Raw genomic sequence first — 13,760 nt, 5'->3', positions numbered from 1 at the left:
TGCATACACTTCTTTCATTGAGGTGTTAACCGGCCCCAAAGGCCCCACAGAGGGAGCATTCAATGTCCAAGAGATTCATGCTTAGCCGCCGCGACCTGCTCAAAACCTCCGCCGCCGGAGCGGCGCTCGGCCTTGCGTCCGCATCGTTTCCGATCAGCAGGGCCTTCGCCGCGACGGCCACCGTCGGCTTCATCTATGTCGGGCCAAAGGACGACTACGGCTACAACCAGGCGCATGCCGAAGGGGCCGCCACGCTGAAGGGGATCGAAGGAATTTCCGTCGTCGAGGAGGAGAACGTGCCGGAGACGGTCGACGTTCAGAAGACGATGGAATCGATGATCAATCTCGACGGTGCGTCGCTGATCTTCCCGACCTCGTTCGGCTATTTCGATCCGCACATGCTCGCCATGTGCGCGAAATTCCCCGACGTGCAGTTCCGCCATTGTGGTGGCATGTGGAACAAGGACAAGCATCCGATGAATGCCGGTTCCTATTTCGGCTATATCGGCATGGGCCAGTATCTGAACGGCGTCGTCGCCGGTCACACCAGCAAAACCAAGAAGCTCGGCTTCGTCGCGGCAAAGCCGATCCCGCAGGTGCTGCTCAACATCAATTCCTTCCTGCTCGGCGCGCGCTCGGTCGACCCGACCATCACCTGCCAGGTGATCTTCACCGGCGAGTGGTCGCTAGCGGTCAAGGAGGCCGAGGCCACCAATGCGCTGGTCGACCAGGGTGCCGACGTCATCACCTGCCATGTCGATAGCCCCAAGGTGGTGGTCGAGACGGCGGCCGGGCGTGGCGCCTTCGTCTGCGGCTATCATGCCAACCAGAGCCCGCTGGCGCCGGAAAAATACCTGACCGGCGCGGAATGGAACTGGGCCAAGGTCTACAAGATGTTCGTCGACGATCTGGTGGCCGGCACGCCGCTGCCCAATTTCACGCGCGGTGGCCTGGCCGACGGCTTCGTCAAGATGAGCCCGCTCGGCCCCGCTGTCGGCGAGGCCGCCCGCAAGCAGTTCGACGGCACGCTGGCCGAAATGATGAAAGGCGGCTTTTCCGTCATCAAGGGTCCGCTGAAGAGCAACAAGGGCGTCGTCGTCGCGACCGAAGGCCAGGCCTTCGCCGAGACCGCGCTCGAACTCGAAAGCATGGACTACCTGGTCGAGGGCGTCGTCGGTTCGACCGCCTGAACCGGATCGGAGACGGGGCCATGGCAGACACTGTCAGCACTGCGGGCGCACCGGCGCTGTTTGGCGCCAGGAATTATCCGGCGGCGCTCGAATGGGCGGCGCGGCGGGCGGAAGCCTTCGTCATACCGCTCGCGGCGCTGATCGTCGGCATGGCGCTGTTCAGCGTGTTCATCGCGCTGGTCGGCAAATCGCCGGTGCAACTCTACGAGACGATGTGGCGCGGCGGCTTCGGCTCGTGGTTCTCGATCCAGAACTCGCTGTCGCGGGCAGCACCGCTCTTATTGGCAGCGCTCTGCGTGGCGCTGCCGGCCCGGCTCGGCCTCGTCGTCATCGGCGGCGAAGGCGCGATCGTGCTGGGCGGCGTCGCCGCCGCCGCCATCGGCGTCGCGGCGAATGGCGCGCCGGCTTTTGTGGTCATCCTGCTGATGGGCGTGGCGGGCGCGGTCGCCGGCGGCATCTGGATAGGTGCCGTCGGCGCACTCCGCCACTACCGCGCCGTCAACGAAACCATCTCCAGTCTGCTGATGGCCTATATCGCCATCGCGCTGATGAACCATCTGGTCGAAGGGCCGCTGCGCGATCCGGCTTCGCTCAACAAACCCTCGACCGAGCCGCTGGCGGATGCCTACCGCATCGGCAACATTCCAGGCATGGACGTGCACTGGGGCCTCGTCGTCGGCATTCTCGCTTGCGTCCTGTCCTGGCTGTTGATCGAAAAGACGCGCTGGGGGTTTGCCGCCCGCATCGCCGGCGGCAATGTCAGGGCAGCTCAGGTGCAAGGGCTTGCCGTCGGGCCGCTGATCGTCGGCTTCACCGGGCTCGCTGGCGGCTTCGCCGGGCTGGCCGGCATGCTGGAGGTCGGCGCCGTGCAAGGCAGCGCCAACGCCTCGCTCGCCGCCGGCTATGGGTATACCGGCATCCTCGTCGCCTTCCTCGCCCGCCACAATCCGCTCGCCATCATCCCGGTCGCTTTCCTGCTCGGCGGTATCGGCGCTTCCGGCGGGCTGATCCAGCGCCGCATGGACCTGCCCGACGCCACCGTGCTGGTGCTGCAAGGCATGCTCTTCGTCGTCATCCTGTTCAGCGAAACCTTTTACGGCCGCTTCAAGGTCTTCAATCCCGATCTGTGGAAGAGAGGCTCCTGATGGACGCGACCGAGATCGGCCTGTGGGGCGTGCCGCTCGCCATTCTCGGCGGCGCCATCCGCGTTTCGACGCCCTTCATCTTCGTCTCGCTCGGCGAAGCCATCACCGAACGCTCCGGCCGCATCAATCTTGGCCTCGAAGGCACGCTGGTCTTCGGTGCGATGACTGCCTACGCCGTCGCGGTGATGACCGGCTCGCCATGGCTCGGCCTGCTGGCTGCCGCAGGTGCCGGTCTTTGCTTCGGGCTGTTCCACGGCTGGATCTGCAAATTCCGCGGGGTGAACGACATCGCCATCGGCATCGCGCTGATGCTGTTCGGCTCCGGTCTCGCCTTCTTCTTCGGCAAGCCGTTCATCCAGCCCTCGGCACCAGACCTGCCGGCCATCGCCTTCGGTGGCTGGTCGGATATCCCGCAGGTGCAGGCGGCGCTCAACGTCAATGTGCTGTTCCTGATCGGGGCCGCACTTGCGCTGTTCCTGTGGTGGGCCTTCCGCAACACCCGCGCCGGCCTGATCGTGCGCGTCGTCGGCGACAGCTCCGATGCGGCGCGCGCCATGGGCCTCAATCCCAACACCGTGCGCCTGCTTGCGACAGGTGTCGGCGGTGCGCTCGCTGGCATCGGCGGCGCCTATCTGTCGCTTTATTACCCCGGCAGCTGGACCGAACGCATCTCGTCGGGGCAGGGCCTGATGGCGGTGGCGCTGGTCATCTTCGCGCGCTGGAATCCGCTCGGCTGCTTTGCCGCGGCACTGTTGTTCGGCGGTGCGGGCGCGCTGGGCCCGGCGTTGCAGTCGGTCGGGGTGACGCAGGGCTACTATCTCTTCTACGCCGCACCTTACATCCTCACGCTCATCATCATGATCGCCACCTCGTCGCCGAACCGCTCGCTTGCCGGCGCGCCGGGCGAGTTGTCGATCACCAAATGACTGGAGTTTTTCCGATGAACGCCAGAGCCGAGATCACCCAGCGCTACATCGATGCCGACCCCTATCCATGGCCTTATAATGGCGAGCTGCGGCCGGACAATACGGCACTGATCATCATCGACATGCAGACCGATTTCTGCGGGCCGGGCGGCTATGTCGATCATATGGGCTACGATCTTTCGCTGGTGCGGGCGCCGATCGAGCCGATCAAGTCGGTGCTCGCAGCCATGCGGGCCAAGGGCTACACCATAATCCACACGCGCGAGGGCCACCGGCCCGATCTCGCCGACCTGCCGGCCAACAAGCGCTGGCGTTCGCGCCGCATCAATGCCGGCATCGGCGACCCCGGACCTTGCGGGCGCATCCTGGTGCGCGGCGAACCCGGCTGGGACATCATCCCCGACCTCTATCCGGCGGCGGGCGAACCGATCATCGACAAGCCGGGCAAGGGCTCGTTCTGCGCCACCGACCTCGAGCTGATCCTGCGCCAGCGCGGCATCGACAACATCGTGCTGACCGGCATCACCACCGATGTCTGCGTCCACACGACGATGCGCGAGGCCAACGATCGCGGCTTTGAATGCGTCATGCTGGAGGATTGCTGCGGCGCGACCGATTACGGCAACCATCTCGCCGCGATCAAGATGATCAAGATGCAGGGCGGCGTGTTCGGCGCGGTGTCGAATTCGGCATCCTTCGTCGCGCAGCTGCCGTGAGGACACGATCTTGAGCGGAAGCATCGGCAAGAAAGCCGTCGGCGTCGAGACCATCGGCATGACCATGCGCTTCGGCGCCTTCACCGCGCTGGACGACGTCTCGATCAAGGTGCCGGCGGGATCGTTCCATGCGCTGCTCGGCGAAAACGGCGCCGGCAAGTCGACGCTGGTCAAATGCATGATGGGTTTTTACCATCCGACCGCCGGCGACATGCTGGTTGATAGCCGCGAGGTCGCGATCGCCAGTCCGAAGGATGCCTCGGCATTGGGGCTCGGCATGGTCTACCAGCATTTCACGCTCGTCCCGTCGCTGACCGGCGCGGAGAACCTGGTCATTTCGCGCGAGAAGGTGCCCGGCGTCATCGACTGGCGCAAGGAGCGCGCCACACTTGCGCAATTCATGCAGCGTATGCCGTTCAAGCTGCCGCTCGACGTCAAGGTGGCGGAACTTGCGGCCGGCGAGAAGCAGAAGCTCGAAATCATCAAGCAGCTCTATCTCGGCCGCAGTTTCCTGGTGCTCGACGAGCCGACTTCGGTGCTCACTCCCAGCGAGGCACACGAAGTGCTTGGCCTGGTGCGCGACATGACCAGGACCGGCGACCTCACCGTGCTGATGATCTCGCATAAATTCCACGAGGTGACGGCCTTTGCCGACGATATCACCGTGCTGCGCAAGGGCAGGCTGACCGGAACCGGAAAGGTCTCCGAACTTTCCCACAAGCAGATGGCGGCGATGATGATCGGCGACCAACCGATCGCCGCACTCGACAGCCGCGCCCCGGTGCCGGCCGGCGCCAGACAGGTGCTGACGGTAAAGTCGCTGAAGGCGCCCGACCGCACCGGTTTGAAAACCATCGACATCGGCGAACTCGATGTGAAGTCGGGTGAGATCGTCGGCATTGCCGGCATCTCCGGCAACGGCCAGAAGGAGTTTCTCGAAGTCCTTGCCGGACAACGGGCGCGCAATGGCGGCGACGTTCTGGTGAAAGGCTCGCCCTATGGCGCCAGCCGCAGCGAGGCGCGCACGCTCAATGTCCGCTTCATTCCGGAGGAGCCGTTGCGCAATGCCTGCGCACCGAAGATGACGGTGGCGGAAAACATGGCCTTCCGGACCTTCGACCTCAACGAGGCCGGCAAGCCGGTCAACTGGATCAGGATGAGTGCGATCAGGGACTACGCGGCCCGTCTGGTCCAACAGTTCAAGGTCAAGACGGCATCCCTCGCTTCGCCGATTTCGTCGCTCTCGGGCGGCAATGTGCAGCGCGCGGTGCTGGCGCGGGAACTGACCGGCGAGGTCGATTTGCTCATCGTGTCGAACCCCTGCTTCGGCCTCGACTTCTCCGCCGTCGCCGAAATACGCGCCCGCATCATGAAGGCGCGCAATGCCGGCGCCGCGGTGCTCCTTATGTCGGAGGACCTTGATGAGCTGCTCGAGCTCTCGGACCGCATCTTCGTCATGTCCGACGGCGCGCTGGTCTACGAGACGCCGATCGCACAAGCGAGCGTGCAGACCATCGGCGAGCACATGGCGGGACATCACTGATGGCGGAGATCGAGGCGCTGCCGTTTCCGTTTGTGTTCAAGCCTGAGGCGATGGCGCTGGTCGTCATCGACATGCAGCGCGACTTTGCCGAACCCGGCGGCTTCGGCGCCAGCCTCGGCAATGACGTCAGCCGGGTCACGGCCATCGTGCCGACGGTGAAGAGGCTGATCGAGGGGTTTCGCGCCGCTGGCCTGCCGGTGATCCACACGATGGAGTGCCACAAGGCAGACCTTTCGGATCTGCCACCGGCCAAGCGCAATCGCGGCAATCCGTCGATCAGGATCGGCGATGTCGGGCCAATGGGTCGTGTGCTGATCGTCGGGGAGCCGGGAACGGCGATCCTCGATGAACTTGCCCCACTGCCTGGCGAGATCGTCATCGAAAAACCCGGCAAGGGCGCGTTCTATGCCACCAGCTTCGGCGACGACCTCAAGCGGCTTGGCGCACAGCAACTGGTCTTTGCCGGGGTGACGACGGAGGTCTGCGTGCAGACGACGATGCGCGAGGCCAACGACCGCGGCTATGAATGCCTTCTGGCGGAGGATGCCACTGAGAGCTATTTTCCGGAGTTCAAGGCGGCAGCCCTTGCCATGATCAGGGCGCAGGGCGCCATCGTCGGCTGGACGGCAACGACGGACCAGGTGCTCGAGGGGATTGCCAATGCCTAACCTTGCCTTTGCCGGCCTCCTCAATTGTGGCTGGCGCGGTCTGCCGTTCGAGCCTTTCCGCGATGGCATTACGGCGCATTGGCTGCTCAAGGGCGGACCGACGGAACCGTCGGTCGCCATCCTGAACTACCGGCCCGGCGCCGGCGTGCCGCGCCATCGCCATGCCGGGCTGGAAACGATCCTTGTGCTGGAAGGCACACAGAGCGACGAGAACGGCGATCATGCCGCGGGCAGCGTGATCCTGAACCCGGTCGGAACCGAGCATTCGGTGTGGACGAAGGATGGCTGCGTGGTGCTCATCCAGTGGAACCTGCCGGTAGTCATTCTGGGCGAGGCCAAATGAGCGACATCCGCTTCGACATAGCGAGCCTGCACGCTGCCTATCAGGCCGGCGTCAGCATCGGCGAGATGATCGATGCGGTCGATGCGCGGCTCGCGGCGGCCGATGACCCCGGCATCTTCATCCATCTGGCGAGCAGGGCGGAGTTGCTTGCCGAGGCGGAAAAGCTCGGCCCGTTCGATCCCGTGGCAAAGCCGCTGTGGGGCGTACCGTTCGCGGTCAAGGACAACATCGATGTTGCCGGCATGCCGACCACGGCGGCTTGTGCGGAATATGCCTACTTGCCGGCGAAAGACGCCACCGTCGTCGCGCGGCTCAAGGCCGCCGGCGCACTGGTCGTCGGCAAGACCAACCTCGACCAGTTCGCCACCGGCCTGGTCGGTGTGCGCACGCCCTATCCGATCCCGAGGAATGCGATCGACCCGAAACTGGTGCCGGGCGGCTCCTCATGCGGCTCGGCCGTCGCAACCGCGCGCGGCATCGTCTCGTTCGCGCTCGGCACCGACACCGCCGGTTCTGGGCGCATACCCGCCGGCCTCAACAACATCGTCGGGCTGAAGCCGAGCGTCGGCGCGCTATCAGCCGCCGGCGTCGTGCCGGCCTGCCGGACGCTTGACTGCGTCTCGGTCTTCGCGCTCACCGTCGATGACGCCTACAGCGTGTTCGAGGTCGCGGCGGCAAAGGACGACGCGGATCCCTATTCGCGCGACCTCTGCATTCAGGCTCTTGCCGCGCGCCCGCCGGTGCTGACGGTTGGCGTGCCGGCCAGGGCCGACTGGACCTTTTTCGGAGACCAGGCGATGCAGGCGGGTTTCGAGGCCGCCCTTGCCTCGCTGGAGACGCTGGGCTGCCAGCTGGTGGAAATCCCGTTCGCCGATTTCTACGCCACCGCCAACCTGCTTTACGAAGGCGCCTGGGTAGCCGAGCGTTACGCCGCGATCAGGGACTTCATGGATGCCAACGAGGCCGCCATGCATCCGGTGACGCGGCAGATCATCGGCGGTGCGCGAAAACTTTCCGCCGCGGACGCTTTCAACGGGCTCTATGCCCTGCAAGGCTATAAGGCCAGGCTTGCGCCGGTCATCGCCTCGGTCGACGTTTTCTGCGTGCCGACCGCGCCGACGCACTACACAGTCGAAGCGGTGCTGGCCGATCCGATCGTCACCAACAGCCGGCTCGGCACCTACACCAATTTCGTCAATCTGCTCGACATGTGCGGCATTGCCGTGCCGAGCGGAACCCGCAGCGACGGTCTGCCGATGAGCGTCACCTTGCTTGCCGCGGCGGGCAAGGACCATCTGCCGGCGTCGCTTGCGCGCGATGTCCATGCGGCAAGCGGCCTTGCGCTGGGCGCTACAGGCTGGCCGCTGCCGCGTGGCGACGTTCGCGTCGACGTGGACGAGGGCACGATCGAGCTGGCCGTGGTCGGCGCGCATCTGTCGGGGATGGCGCTGAACGGCCAGTTGCAGCAGCTCGGCGCGATTTTCGCCCGGGCGGCAAGAACGGCGCCGCTGTACCGGCTTTATGCACTCGCCGGCCAGTCGGTGTCGCGACCGGGGCTCGAGCGCAGCTGCAATGGCAAGGGGGCAGCGATCGAGGTCGAAGTCTGGCGGCTCTCGCCACAAGCCTTCGGCCGCTTCGTTGCCGCGATCCCGCCGCCGCTCGGCATCGGGACGCTTCTACTCGATGACGGAACTTCGCCGAAAGGCTTCCTCGTCGAAAGTGCCGGCCTTGCCGATGCAAAGGAAATTTCGCATTTCGGCGGCTGGCGCAATTTCATGGCGGGTCAGCTGCAGCGGAGCTGACGCTATCACTCTACCTTTTGCCTGAACTTCGAATGGCAGCTCGAGCAATCCTGCAAGATGAGATGCAGGAGGTGCTCCGCCGGCAATTTAGTGGGATCGGCTTCCGCGAGTGATGGTCGCTTGCCAAGCAGGCTGCCACCGCCCATTGCCAGGCCGGAACCCATTCTCATGTCGTCGGTGATATGCGGTGGTGCCCGCTCGGCGTCGGAGGCCAGGGCGCTGGCCAGCGTCCCGATGTGGCGAGCCAGCTCTTCGAACTCCGCGCGGGCGGGGTCGATATCCGGCTTGGCGCCTGAAGGCGCGCCCAATGTCGCGCTGGGGAATTCGGCAATCAGGGCAGGGCCGGTGCGGGCGCGGATGGTCTCGGCCGCCGCCTTGAAGGCTGCGGCGTCGTACGCCTGCTTGCCGTCGAACATCCCGGCGATCGCCTTTGCCGCCGCGGCCATTTCCTTCATCGAGGCCTGGCGAGCCTGGATGACCGCATCACGACCCGAATGGGCGGCGGCGAGCACGACAGAGGCGCAGGCAAGCGACAGGACCGCTATGATAGCTGCTCGTCTCATCGTTGGCACATAAGGAGCTAGAGAATTCTTGTGACCAGATTGTCCAGTCGGGAGTTCTCGCGATAGGCCAATCGGACCACAACGGCACCTAAGACGCCAGTGATGGCACCGCCTATCACGTCGGTGAGATAGTGGGTGCCGATATAAATTCTCGACCAGCAGATCAGCAATGCCATGATGGAGAGGGCCAGCGTCCGGCGCGGCAGACCTTGCATTGCAAGAGCCGCAACAACCGCAAAGCTGGCTGTCGCGTGGTCGGAGGGAAACGACCAGTCGGCGCTGGGCGCAATCAGCAGATGCGTCACGCCGGCATCGTAGGGCCGCAGCCGGTGGACGAATAGCAAAATGAACTGATTGATCGCCAGACCGAGCAGGAACGCCAAGCCGGCGGACAAGGCAGCATGGCGCACATGGTAGCGGTCGGCCTTTGCCCACCATTGCAGGGCAACAGCCAGCACCATCAGCGGAACGCCGATTTGTGAGACAGCGATCATTGCCTTATCAAGAAAAGGGCTGATCCCGGCTGCCGCGTTGATCCAGTGGGTTAGGGCTGCATCCATCGTTTCTCGTTTCCGCTGTTGTCGATCGCAAGGTGAATTTTGTGAAAGCAGTAGACGAACGCCGCATCCATCAGATTTTCGAGCTCAGCATCTGGCTTAAAGGGGCGCATGCCCTGATCGAATGCGTGGGCGGGATCCTGCTTTATGTCGTCACCACCGACGCCATTGCCTCCTGGGTCAATACATTCACCCAAGAGGAATTGATCGAAGATCCGAACGATTTCATAGCTGGCTATCTGTCGCAGATGGCAAGCCACTTTTCCGTCGCCAGCAAGGAGTTTTATGCCTTCTACCTGCTTAGCCACGGCCTGATAAAGCTGCTGCTCGTTGTCGGGCTTTTGAGAGGCAAGCTGTGGTCGTATCCGGCATCGCTTGCGGCGCTGGGCGCATTTATGATCTACCAAGTCTACCGCTACTCCTACACCCATTCGTTCGGCCTGCTTGTCCTGACCGTCTTCGATGCTGTCGTCATGGTGCTGATCTGGCATGAATGGAAGATCGTGCGGCAGCACAAGCCGGCATGACAGCGAAGTTTGCACGTCAGCCGCTCCGATTTTCAATCCACCTCACTGGGCGACGCCTTGTCCTGCCAGCTCGTCGATGATCGGGCAATCCGGCCGCTCGTCGCCGTGGCAGTGACTGACCAGATGGTGGAGCAAGCCGCGCAATCCGACCAGTTCGGCGATCTTCCTGTCGATCTCCACCAGCTTGGCTTTCGCGATCGCCTTCACGTCGGCGCTGTCACGTTCCCTGTCTTGATACAGCGAGAGCAACTGGCGGCATTCGTCGACCGAAAACCCCAGGCTTCGCGAGCGCTGCAGGAAGCGCAGCCGGTGAATATCGGCCGTCGAGTAATCGCGATAGCCATTGTCTGTCCGAGCCGGATGCAAGAGCCCGATATCCTCGTAATAACGGATCGTCTTGGACGGCAGGCCGGATTTTTCGGATGCGATACCGATGTTCATGGCGGAAATCTCCTTTGTCGGAGGAAATAGACCTTCCAGTAGATGGAAGGTCAACATGATGTGGCGATTTTGGATGCCTGACGCAACCGCCCGCCCGCTCCAACCGTTTGCCTGCCAACAGCGCACACTGAACCTTCGGGAAGAAATCAGTTTTCGGAAACGTTTATCGAACAGCGCTCAAAACCCGGTGTTCGACACCGGGCAAAGATGAGCAAGGACCCTCCGGCGGCACGTTACACCGTGCACCCGCCGAGGAGACAGAATATGCCCGTCAACGCCTATATCAACCGGATCGCGACGGCGGTGCCGGAGCACGAGGTTCATCAATTCTACCTGCGTTTCGCGGCCTCTATGCTCGCGGCCGATCGCCGGAGGATCTTCGAACGCATGGCCGATCTTGCCGGCATCGAGCACCGCTATTCCTGCTTTGCGCCGGCGTCCGACCCCGAAGGACCAACTGCCGACCTGGCCGGGACCTTCATCCGGGGCGCGTTTCCCGGAACGGCCATGAGAATGGCGATGTTCGACGATGCCGCACCTGTTCTGGCGCAAAAGGGCATCGACGGATTGCAGCTTGGCGACGACGCTTCCCGCATCACCCATCTTATCGTCACCACCTGCACTGGCTTTTCGGCGCCGGGCATCGATCTGGAGCTGATCGCGCGTTGCGGGCTTCCCGATAGTGTCGAACGCACGATGATCGGTTTCATGGGTTGCTACGCGGCGATCAACGGCCTCAAGCTGGCCCGCCACATCGTCCGCTCCGACCAGCAGGCCAAGGTCCTGCTGGTCAATATCGAGCTCTGCACGATGCATCTGCGCGAAACCACCGAACTGGAAAAACTGCTGTCGTTCTGCCTCTGGGGCGACGGCTGCGCGGCTGCGCTCATCACTGCCGAGCCGGCCGGCATCGAGCTCGATAGCTTTCACTGTCTGGTGGCGAGGGAACGGCGGGACCTGATGCGCTGGAACATTCGCGACCACGGCTTCGAAATGGTTCTTTCCGGCCAGGTGCCGGCAGCGATTCATGAAGCGTTGCGGAACAGCCAGGCCGCCATCCTCGGAGGCCGATCGGCGAAAGACATCGACCTTTGGGCCGTGCATCCGGGTGGACGTTCGGTGCTCGACGCCGTCGAAAGGGCCCTGGAACTGGAGCCCACCGCGCTGGAACCATCGCGCGAGGTGTTGCGCCAGTATGGGAACATGTCGTCGGCGACCGTCATGTTCGTGATGAAGGAGATGCTGAAGGCGCCACCCGGCCTGCTCGGTTGCGGCATGTCGTTCGGACCCGGGCTGACGGCCGAAACCATGCTCTTTCGAACGGTGTCATGAGCGGCCTGGAGCACCGGCAGCTTGCGCCGGAAATCCTCGACGGACTTGCGGCCGAAGATCCGCGAGCGCTGGCCGCGCGCCGCGACCTTCGGCGCATCAATATGCTGATGTTTCAGGTGCCGATCATGACGTCGTTGCTCAGGAGGTTTGTGCCAAAGCCGCCACGCCGCATTCTGGAGATCGGCGCGGGCGATGGCTCCTTCATGCTGGCGGTGGCGCGGCGCATGGCCACGCATTGGCCCGGGGTCGAACTGGTAATGCTCGACCGCGTCGGCCTCGTCACCGCGCAATTGCGCGGTGATTTTGACAGGCTGGGATGGAAGGCCGAAGGCGTCACCGCCGATGTCTTCGACTGGGCAGGAAAGATCGAGGGTGCGCCGTTCGACGCCGTCACCGTCAATCTGTTCCTGCATCACCTCGACGATGCGCAGCTCGTGCGTCTGTTTTCGCTGATCAGGCCGAAAGCCCCGTTGCTCATCGCGACAGAGCCGCTGCGGGCGAAACTGCCGCTGGCCGCGACCCGTCTTCTGCCGGCAATCGGCGCCAACGACGTCACACGAAACGACGCGGCGCAAAGCGTGCGTGCCGGCTTTCGCGGCAGCGAGCTTTCCGGTCTCTGGCTTGCGGCCAACGGCAAACCGGTCGAGGAGCGGCGCGCCGGCCTGTTTTCCCACATCTTCGTCGGCGCCAGTGCCGGCAACGACCCATGACGGGATTGTCGACCCATGACGCGATCGTCATTGGTGCCGGCCCGGCGGGCACCTCCGTCGCGCTCACGCTGGCCCGGCGCGGGTGGGTCGTGGCCATTGTGGAAAAGACCGCATTTCCGCGCCGCAAAGTCTGCGGCGAATACATCTCGGCAAGCAATCTTGCGCTTCTCGACCGGCTCGAGATCGGCGATGCCTGGCGTACCAATGCCGGCCCCGAAATCCGCCGCGTCGGTTTGTTTTCCGGGGAGACCTGTGTCGAGGCGGCAATGCCACGTGCAGGAGCTGGGCCTCGTGCGAAAGACAGCTTCGGCCGGGCGCTCGGCCGGGACATTCTCGACTCTCTGCTTTTGCAAGCGGCGCGATCGGCGGGTGTCGAAATCTTTCAACCTTGCCGCGCCGTCGCCATCGAGCCGGACGGTGAGATGCGAAGGGTGCGAATTCAGGCCGGGGATGAAGCGGCGATGTTGCGTGCGCCGGTGATTGTCGCCGCTCACGGCTCTTGGGAACCGGGACCATTGCCCAGCCAGCTCGGAAAGGCCAATCGCCCGTCGGACCTGCTCGGCTTCAAGGCGCATTTCACCGGGTCGTCCCTGGCGCCGGATTTGATGCCTCTGCTGGCCTTCCCCGGCGGCTATGGCGGCATGGTTTCGGCGGATCATGGCCGGTTGTCGGTCTCGTGCTGCATTCGCCGCGATATGCTCGCGCGGCTGCGTAAACAATATGGCCCCAAACAACGGAGCCACGTGTCGGCCGCCGATGCGGTCTCCCGGCATCTCGTGAATTCATGCCGGGGCGTCAGGCACGCCCTGGAACCGGCTCTCCTCGACGGTCCGTGGCTTGCCGCAGGTCCGATCCGGCCGGGAATTCGCTCGTGCTACGAAGGGGACATCTTCCGCGTCGGCAATGCAGCCGGAGAGTCTCATCCTGTCATCGCCGAGGGCATCTCGATGGCGCTTCAGTCCGGCTGGCTGCTGGCTTGCGAACTCGCATGCGCGCCAAGTGGCCGGGCGGGGCGCAAGGCTGCCGCCACACGCTACGAGGCGGCCTGGAAAAGACTGTTTTCGACACGGGTCTACGCCGCCGCGGCCGTTGCCGGAATTGCCCTTCGCCCCGGCAGCGCCACCTTGATGGCGGCGATCGTCCAGAATTTCCCGCAGGCACTGACGCTGGGCGCGCAACTGAGCGGCAAGACCAAGCCGGTTCCAGGCTTCGTCTAGAGCGGCGGACTTTCATGTGAGTCCATACCCTGCGGCTGCGAAGTAATTTCTGCATTCTGTTGGAGAGAAGAGATTGCAGA

General features: G+C 63.9%; 15 protein-coding genes. 12 read left to right on the top strand and 3 right to left on the bottom strand.

From position 1 onward, the window contains the following. Window positions 1-62 precede the first annotated feature (62 nt). Genes NKJ20_RS26670 through atzF form a run of 8 tightly spaced genes read left to right on the top strand, consistent with a single transcriptional unit; the run spans window position 63 to window position 8,333 of the window. Window positions 63-1,190 (top strand): BMP family ABC transporter substrate-binding protein, encoded by a 1,128-nt coding sequence (locus tag NKJ20_RS26670; protein WP_352704022.1) that lies wholly within the window; start codon window positions 63-65, stop codon window positions 1,188-1,190. Between the two features lie 20 nt (window positions 1,191-1,210). Then, a complete protein-coding gene (locus NKJ20_RS26665) occupies window positions 1,211-2,335 on the top strand; it encodes an ABC transporter permease (RefSeq protein ID WP_352704020.1) in 1,125 nt (374 codons plus the stop codon). Beyond that, window positions 2,335-3,261: an ABC transporter permease gene (locus NKJ20_RS26660; protein ID WP_352569074.1), complete on the top strand. Its 927-nt coding sequence runs from the start codon at window positions 2,335-2,337 to the stop codon at window positions 3,259-3,261. Before NKJ20_RS26665 ends, NKJ20_RS26660 begins: the two co-directional genes overlap by 1 nt. 14 nt (window positions 3,262-3,275) lie before the next feature. Continuing rightward, entirely contained in the window at window positions 3,276-3,977 is a 702-nt protein-coding gene (gene biuH, locus NKJ20_RS26655) for a biuret amidohydrolase (protein ID WP_352587282.1), read from the top strand. Window positions 3,978-3,987: 10 nt separating this feature from the next. Next, window positions 3,988-5,520, top strand: coding sequence for an ABC transporter ATP-binding protein (locus tag NKJ20_RS26650; RefSeq protein WP_352748194.1), 1,533 nt, complete (start codon window positions 3,988-3,990; stop codon window positions 5,518-5,520). Beyond that, a complete protein-coding gene (locus NKJ20_RS26645) occupies window positions 5,520-6,188 on the top strand; it encodes a cysteine hydrolase family protein (protein WP_352748192.1) in 669 nt (222 codons plus the stop codon). Before NKJ20_RS26650 ends, NKJ20_RS26645 begins: the two co-directional genes overlap by 1 nt. Then, on the top strand, window positions 6,181-6,531 hold the full coding sequence (locus tag NKJ20_RS26640) for a cupin domain-containing protein (protein WP_352748189.1): 351 nt from the start codon (window positions 6,181-6,183) through the stop codon (window positions 6,529-6,531). Before NKJ20_RS26645 ends, NKJ20_RS26640 begins: the two co-directional genes overlap by 8 nt. Next, window positions 6,528-8,333, top strand: a complete 1,806-nt coding sequence (gene atzF, locus NKJ20_RS26635) for an allophanate hydrolase (RefSeq protein ID WP_352748187.1) — start codon at window positions 6,528-6,530, stop codon at window positions 8,331-8,333. The genes NKJ20_RS26640 and atzF overlap by 4 nt, the downstream gene beginning before the upstream one ends. A gap of 5 nt (window positions 8,334-8,338) precedes the next feature. On the opposite strand, the gene NKJ20_RS26630 is transcribed toward atzF, so the two are convergent. Together NKJ20_RS26630 and NKJ20_RS26625 are read right to left on the bottom strand one after the other, a co-directional pair. Next, window positions 8,339-8,896 carry a cytochrome c gene (locus tag NKJ20_RS26630; protein WP_352748184.1) on the bottom strand — a complete coding sequence of 186 codons (558 nt, stop codon included), beginning with the start codon at window positions 8,894-8,896 and terminating at the stop codon, window positions 8,339-8,341. Window positions 8,897-8,913: 17 nt separating this feature from the next. Then, window positions 8,914-9,456, bottom strand: a complete 543-nt coding sequence (locus NKJ20_RS26625; RefSeq protein ID WP_352748182.1) for a phosphatase PAP2 family protein — start codon at window positions 9,454-9,456, stop codon at window positions 8,914-8,916. A 41-nt stretch (window positions 9,457-9,497) separates the two neighbouring features. Between NKJ20_RS26625 and NKJ20_RS26620 the strand changes: the two genes are divergently transcribed. Then, window positions 9,498-9,980, top strand: coding sequence for a DUF2127 domain-containing protein (locus tag NKJ20_RS26620; RefSeq protein ID WP_352748179.1), 483 nt, complete (start codon window positions 9,498-9,500; stop codon window positions 9,978-9,980). A 42-nt stretch (window positions 9,981-10,022) separates the two neighbouring features. Here the strand turns inward: NKJ20_RS26620 and cueR are convergent, their stop codons facing one another. Beyond that, the gene (gene cueR, locus NKJ20_RS26615; RefSeq protein WP_352452335.1) at window positions 10,023-10,421 is read right to left on the bottom strand and encodes a Cu(I)-responsive transcriptional regulator; all 399 of its coding nucleotides are present in this window, start codon (window positions 10,419-10,421) and stop codon (window positions 10,023-10,025) included. A gap of 264 nt (window positions 10,422-10,685) precedes the next feature. Here cueR and NKJ20_RS26610 point away from each other — a divergent pair, with 264 nt between their 5' ends. From NKJ20_RS26610 to NKJ20_RS26600, 3 genes are read left to right on the top strand one after another with little or no spacing between them, the layout of a single operon-like run. Further along, window positions 10,686-11,753 (top strand): type III polyketide synthase, encoded by a 1,068-nt coding sequence (locus tag NKJ20_RS26610; RefSeq protein ID WP_352748174.1) that lies wholly within the window; start codon window positions 10,686-10,688, stop codon window positions 11,751-11,753. After that, window positions 11,750-12,463, top strand: a complete 714-nt coding sequence (locus tag NKJ20_RS26605; protein WP_352748172.1) for a methyltransferase domain-containing protein — start codon at window positions 11,750-11,752, stop codon at window positions 12,461-12,463. The genes NKJ20_RS26610 and NKJ20_RS26605 overlap by 4 nt, the downstream gene beginning before the upstream one ends. Further along, on the top strand, window positions 12,460-13,680 hold the full coding sequence (locus NKJ20_RS26600; protein ID WP_352748170.1) for an NAD(P)/FAD-dependent oxidoreductase: 1,221 nt from the start codon (window positions 12,460-12,462) through the stop codon (window positions 13,678-13,680). The genes NKJ20_RS26605 and NKJ20_RS26600 overlap by 4 nt, the downstream gene beginning before the upstream one ends. Window positions 13,681-13,760: the final 80 nt, after the last annotated feature.

The sequence above is a fragment of the Mesorhizobium sp. M0185 genome, assembly GCF_040322175.1.
Classification (GTDB): domain Bacteria; phylum Pseudomonadota; class Alphaproteobacteria; order Rhizobiales; family Rhizobiaceae; genus Mesorhizobium.
The sequence above is the reverse complement of the archived record's forward strand: the minus strand, read 5'-3'. Positions and strand labels throughout refer to the sequence as shown.

Bases quoted from the DNA above. Each gene is read 5' to 3' on its own strand.
- NKJ20_RS26670 (WP_352704022.1), top strand. From the start codon at position 63: ATGTCCAAGAGATTCATGCTTAGCCGCCGCGACCTGCTCAAAACCTCC.
- NKJ20_RS26665 (WP_352704020.1), top strand. From the start codon at position 1,211: ATGGCAGACACTGTCAGCACTGCGGGCGCACCGGCGCTGTTTGGCGCC.
- NKJ20_RS26660 (WP_352569074.1), top strand. From the start codon at position 2,335: ATGGACGCGACCGAGATCGGCCTGTGGGGCGTGCCGCTCGCCATTCTC.
- biuH (WP_352587282.1), top strand. From the start codon at position 3,276: ATGAACGCCAGAGCCGAGATCACCCAGCGCTACATCGATGCCGACCCC.
- NKJ20_RS26645 (WP_352748192.1), top strand. From the start codon at position 5,520: ATGGCGGAGATCGAGGCGCTGCCGTTTCCGTTTGTGTTCAAGCCTGAG.
- NKJ20_RS26640 (WP_352748189.1), top strand. From the start codon at position 6,181: ATGCCTAACCTTGCCTTTGCCGGCCTCCTCAATTGTGGCTGGCGCGGT.
- atzF (WP_352748187.1), top strand. From the start codon at position 6,528: ATGAGCGACATCCGCTTCGACATAGCGAGCCTGCACGCTGCCTATCAG.
- NKJ20_RS26630 (WP_352748184.1), bottom strand. From the start codon at position 8,896: ATGAGACGAGCAGCTATCATAGCGGTCCTGTCGCTTGCCTGCGCCTCT.
- NKJ20_RS26625 (WP_352748182.1), bottom strand. From the start codon at position 9,456: ATGGATGCAGCCCTAACCCACTGGATCAACGCGGCAGCCGGGATCAGC.
- cueR (WP_352452335.1), bottom strand. From the start codon at position 10,421: ATGAACATCGGTATCGCATCCGAAAAATCCGGCCTGCCGTCCAAGACG.
- NKJ20_RS26610 (WP_352748174.1), top strand. From the start codon at position 10,686: ATGCCCGTCAACGCCTATATCAACCGGATCGCGACGGCGGTGCCGGAG.
- NKJ20_RS26605 (WP_352748172.1), top strand. From the start codon at position 11,750: ATGAGCGGCCTGGAGCACCGGCAGCTTGCGCCGGAAATCCTCGACGGA.
- NKJ20_RS26600 (WP_352748170.1), top strand. From the start codon at position 12,460: ATGACGGGATTGTCGACCCATGACGCGATCGTCATTGGTGCCGGCCCG.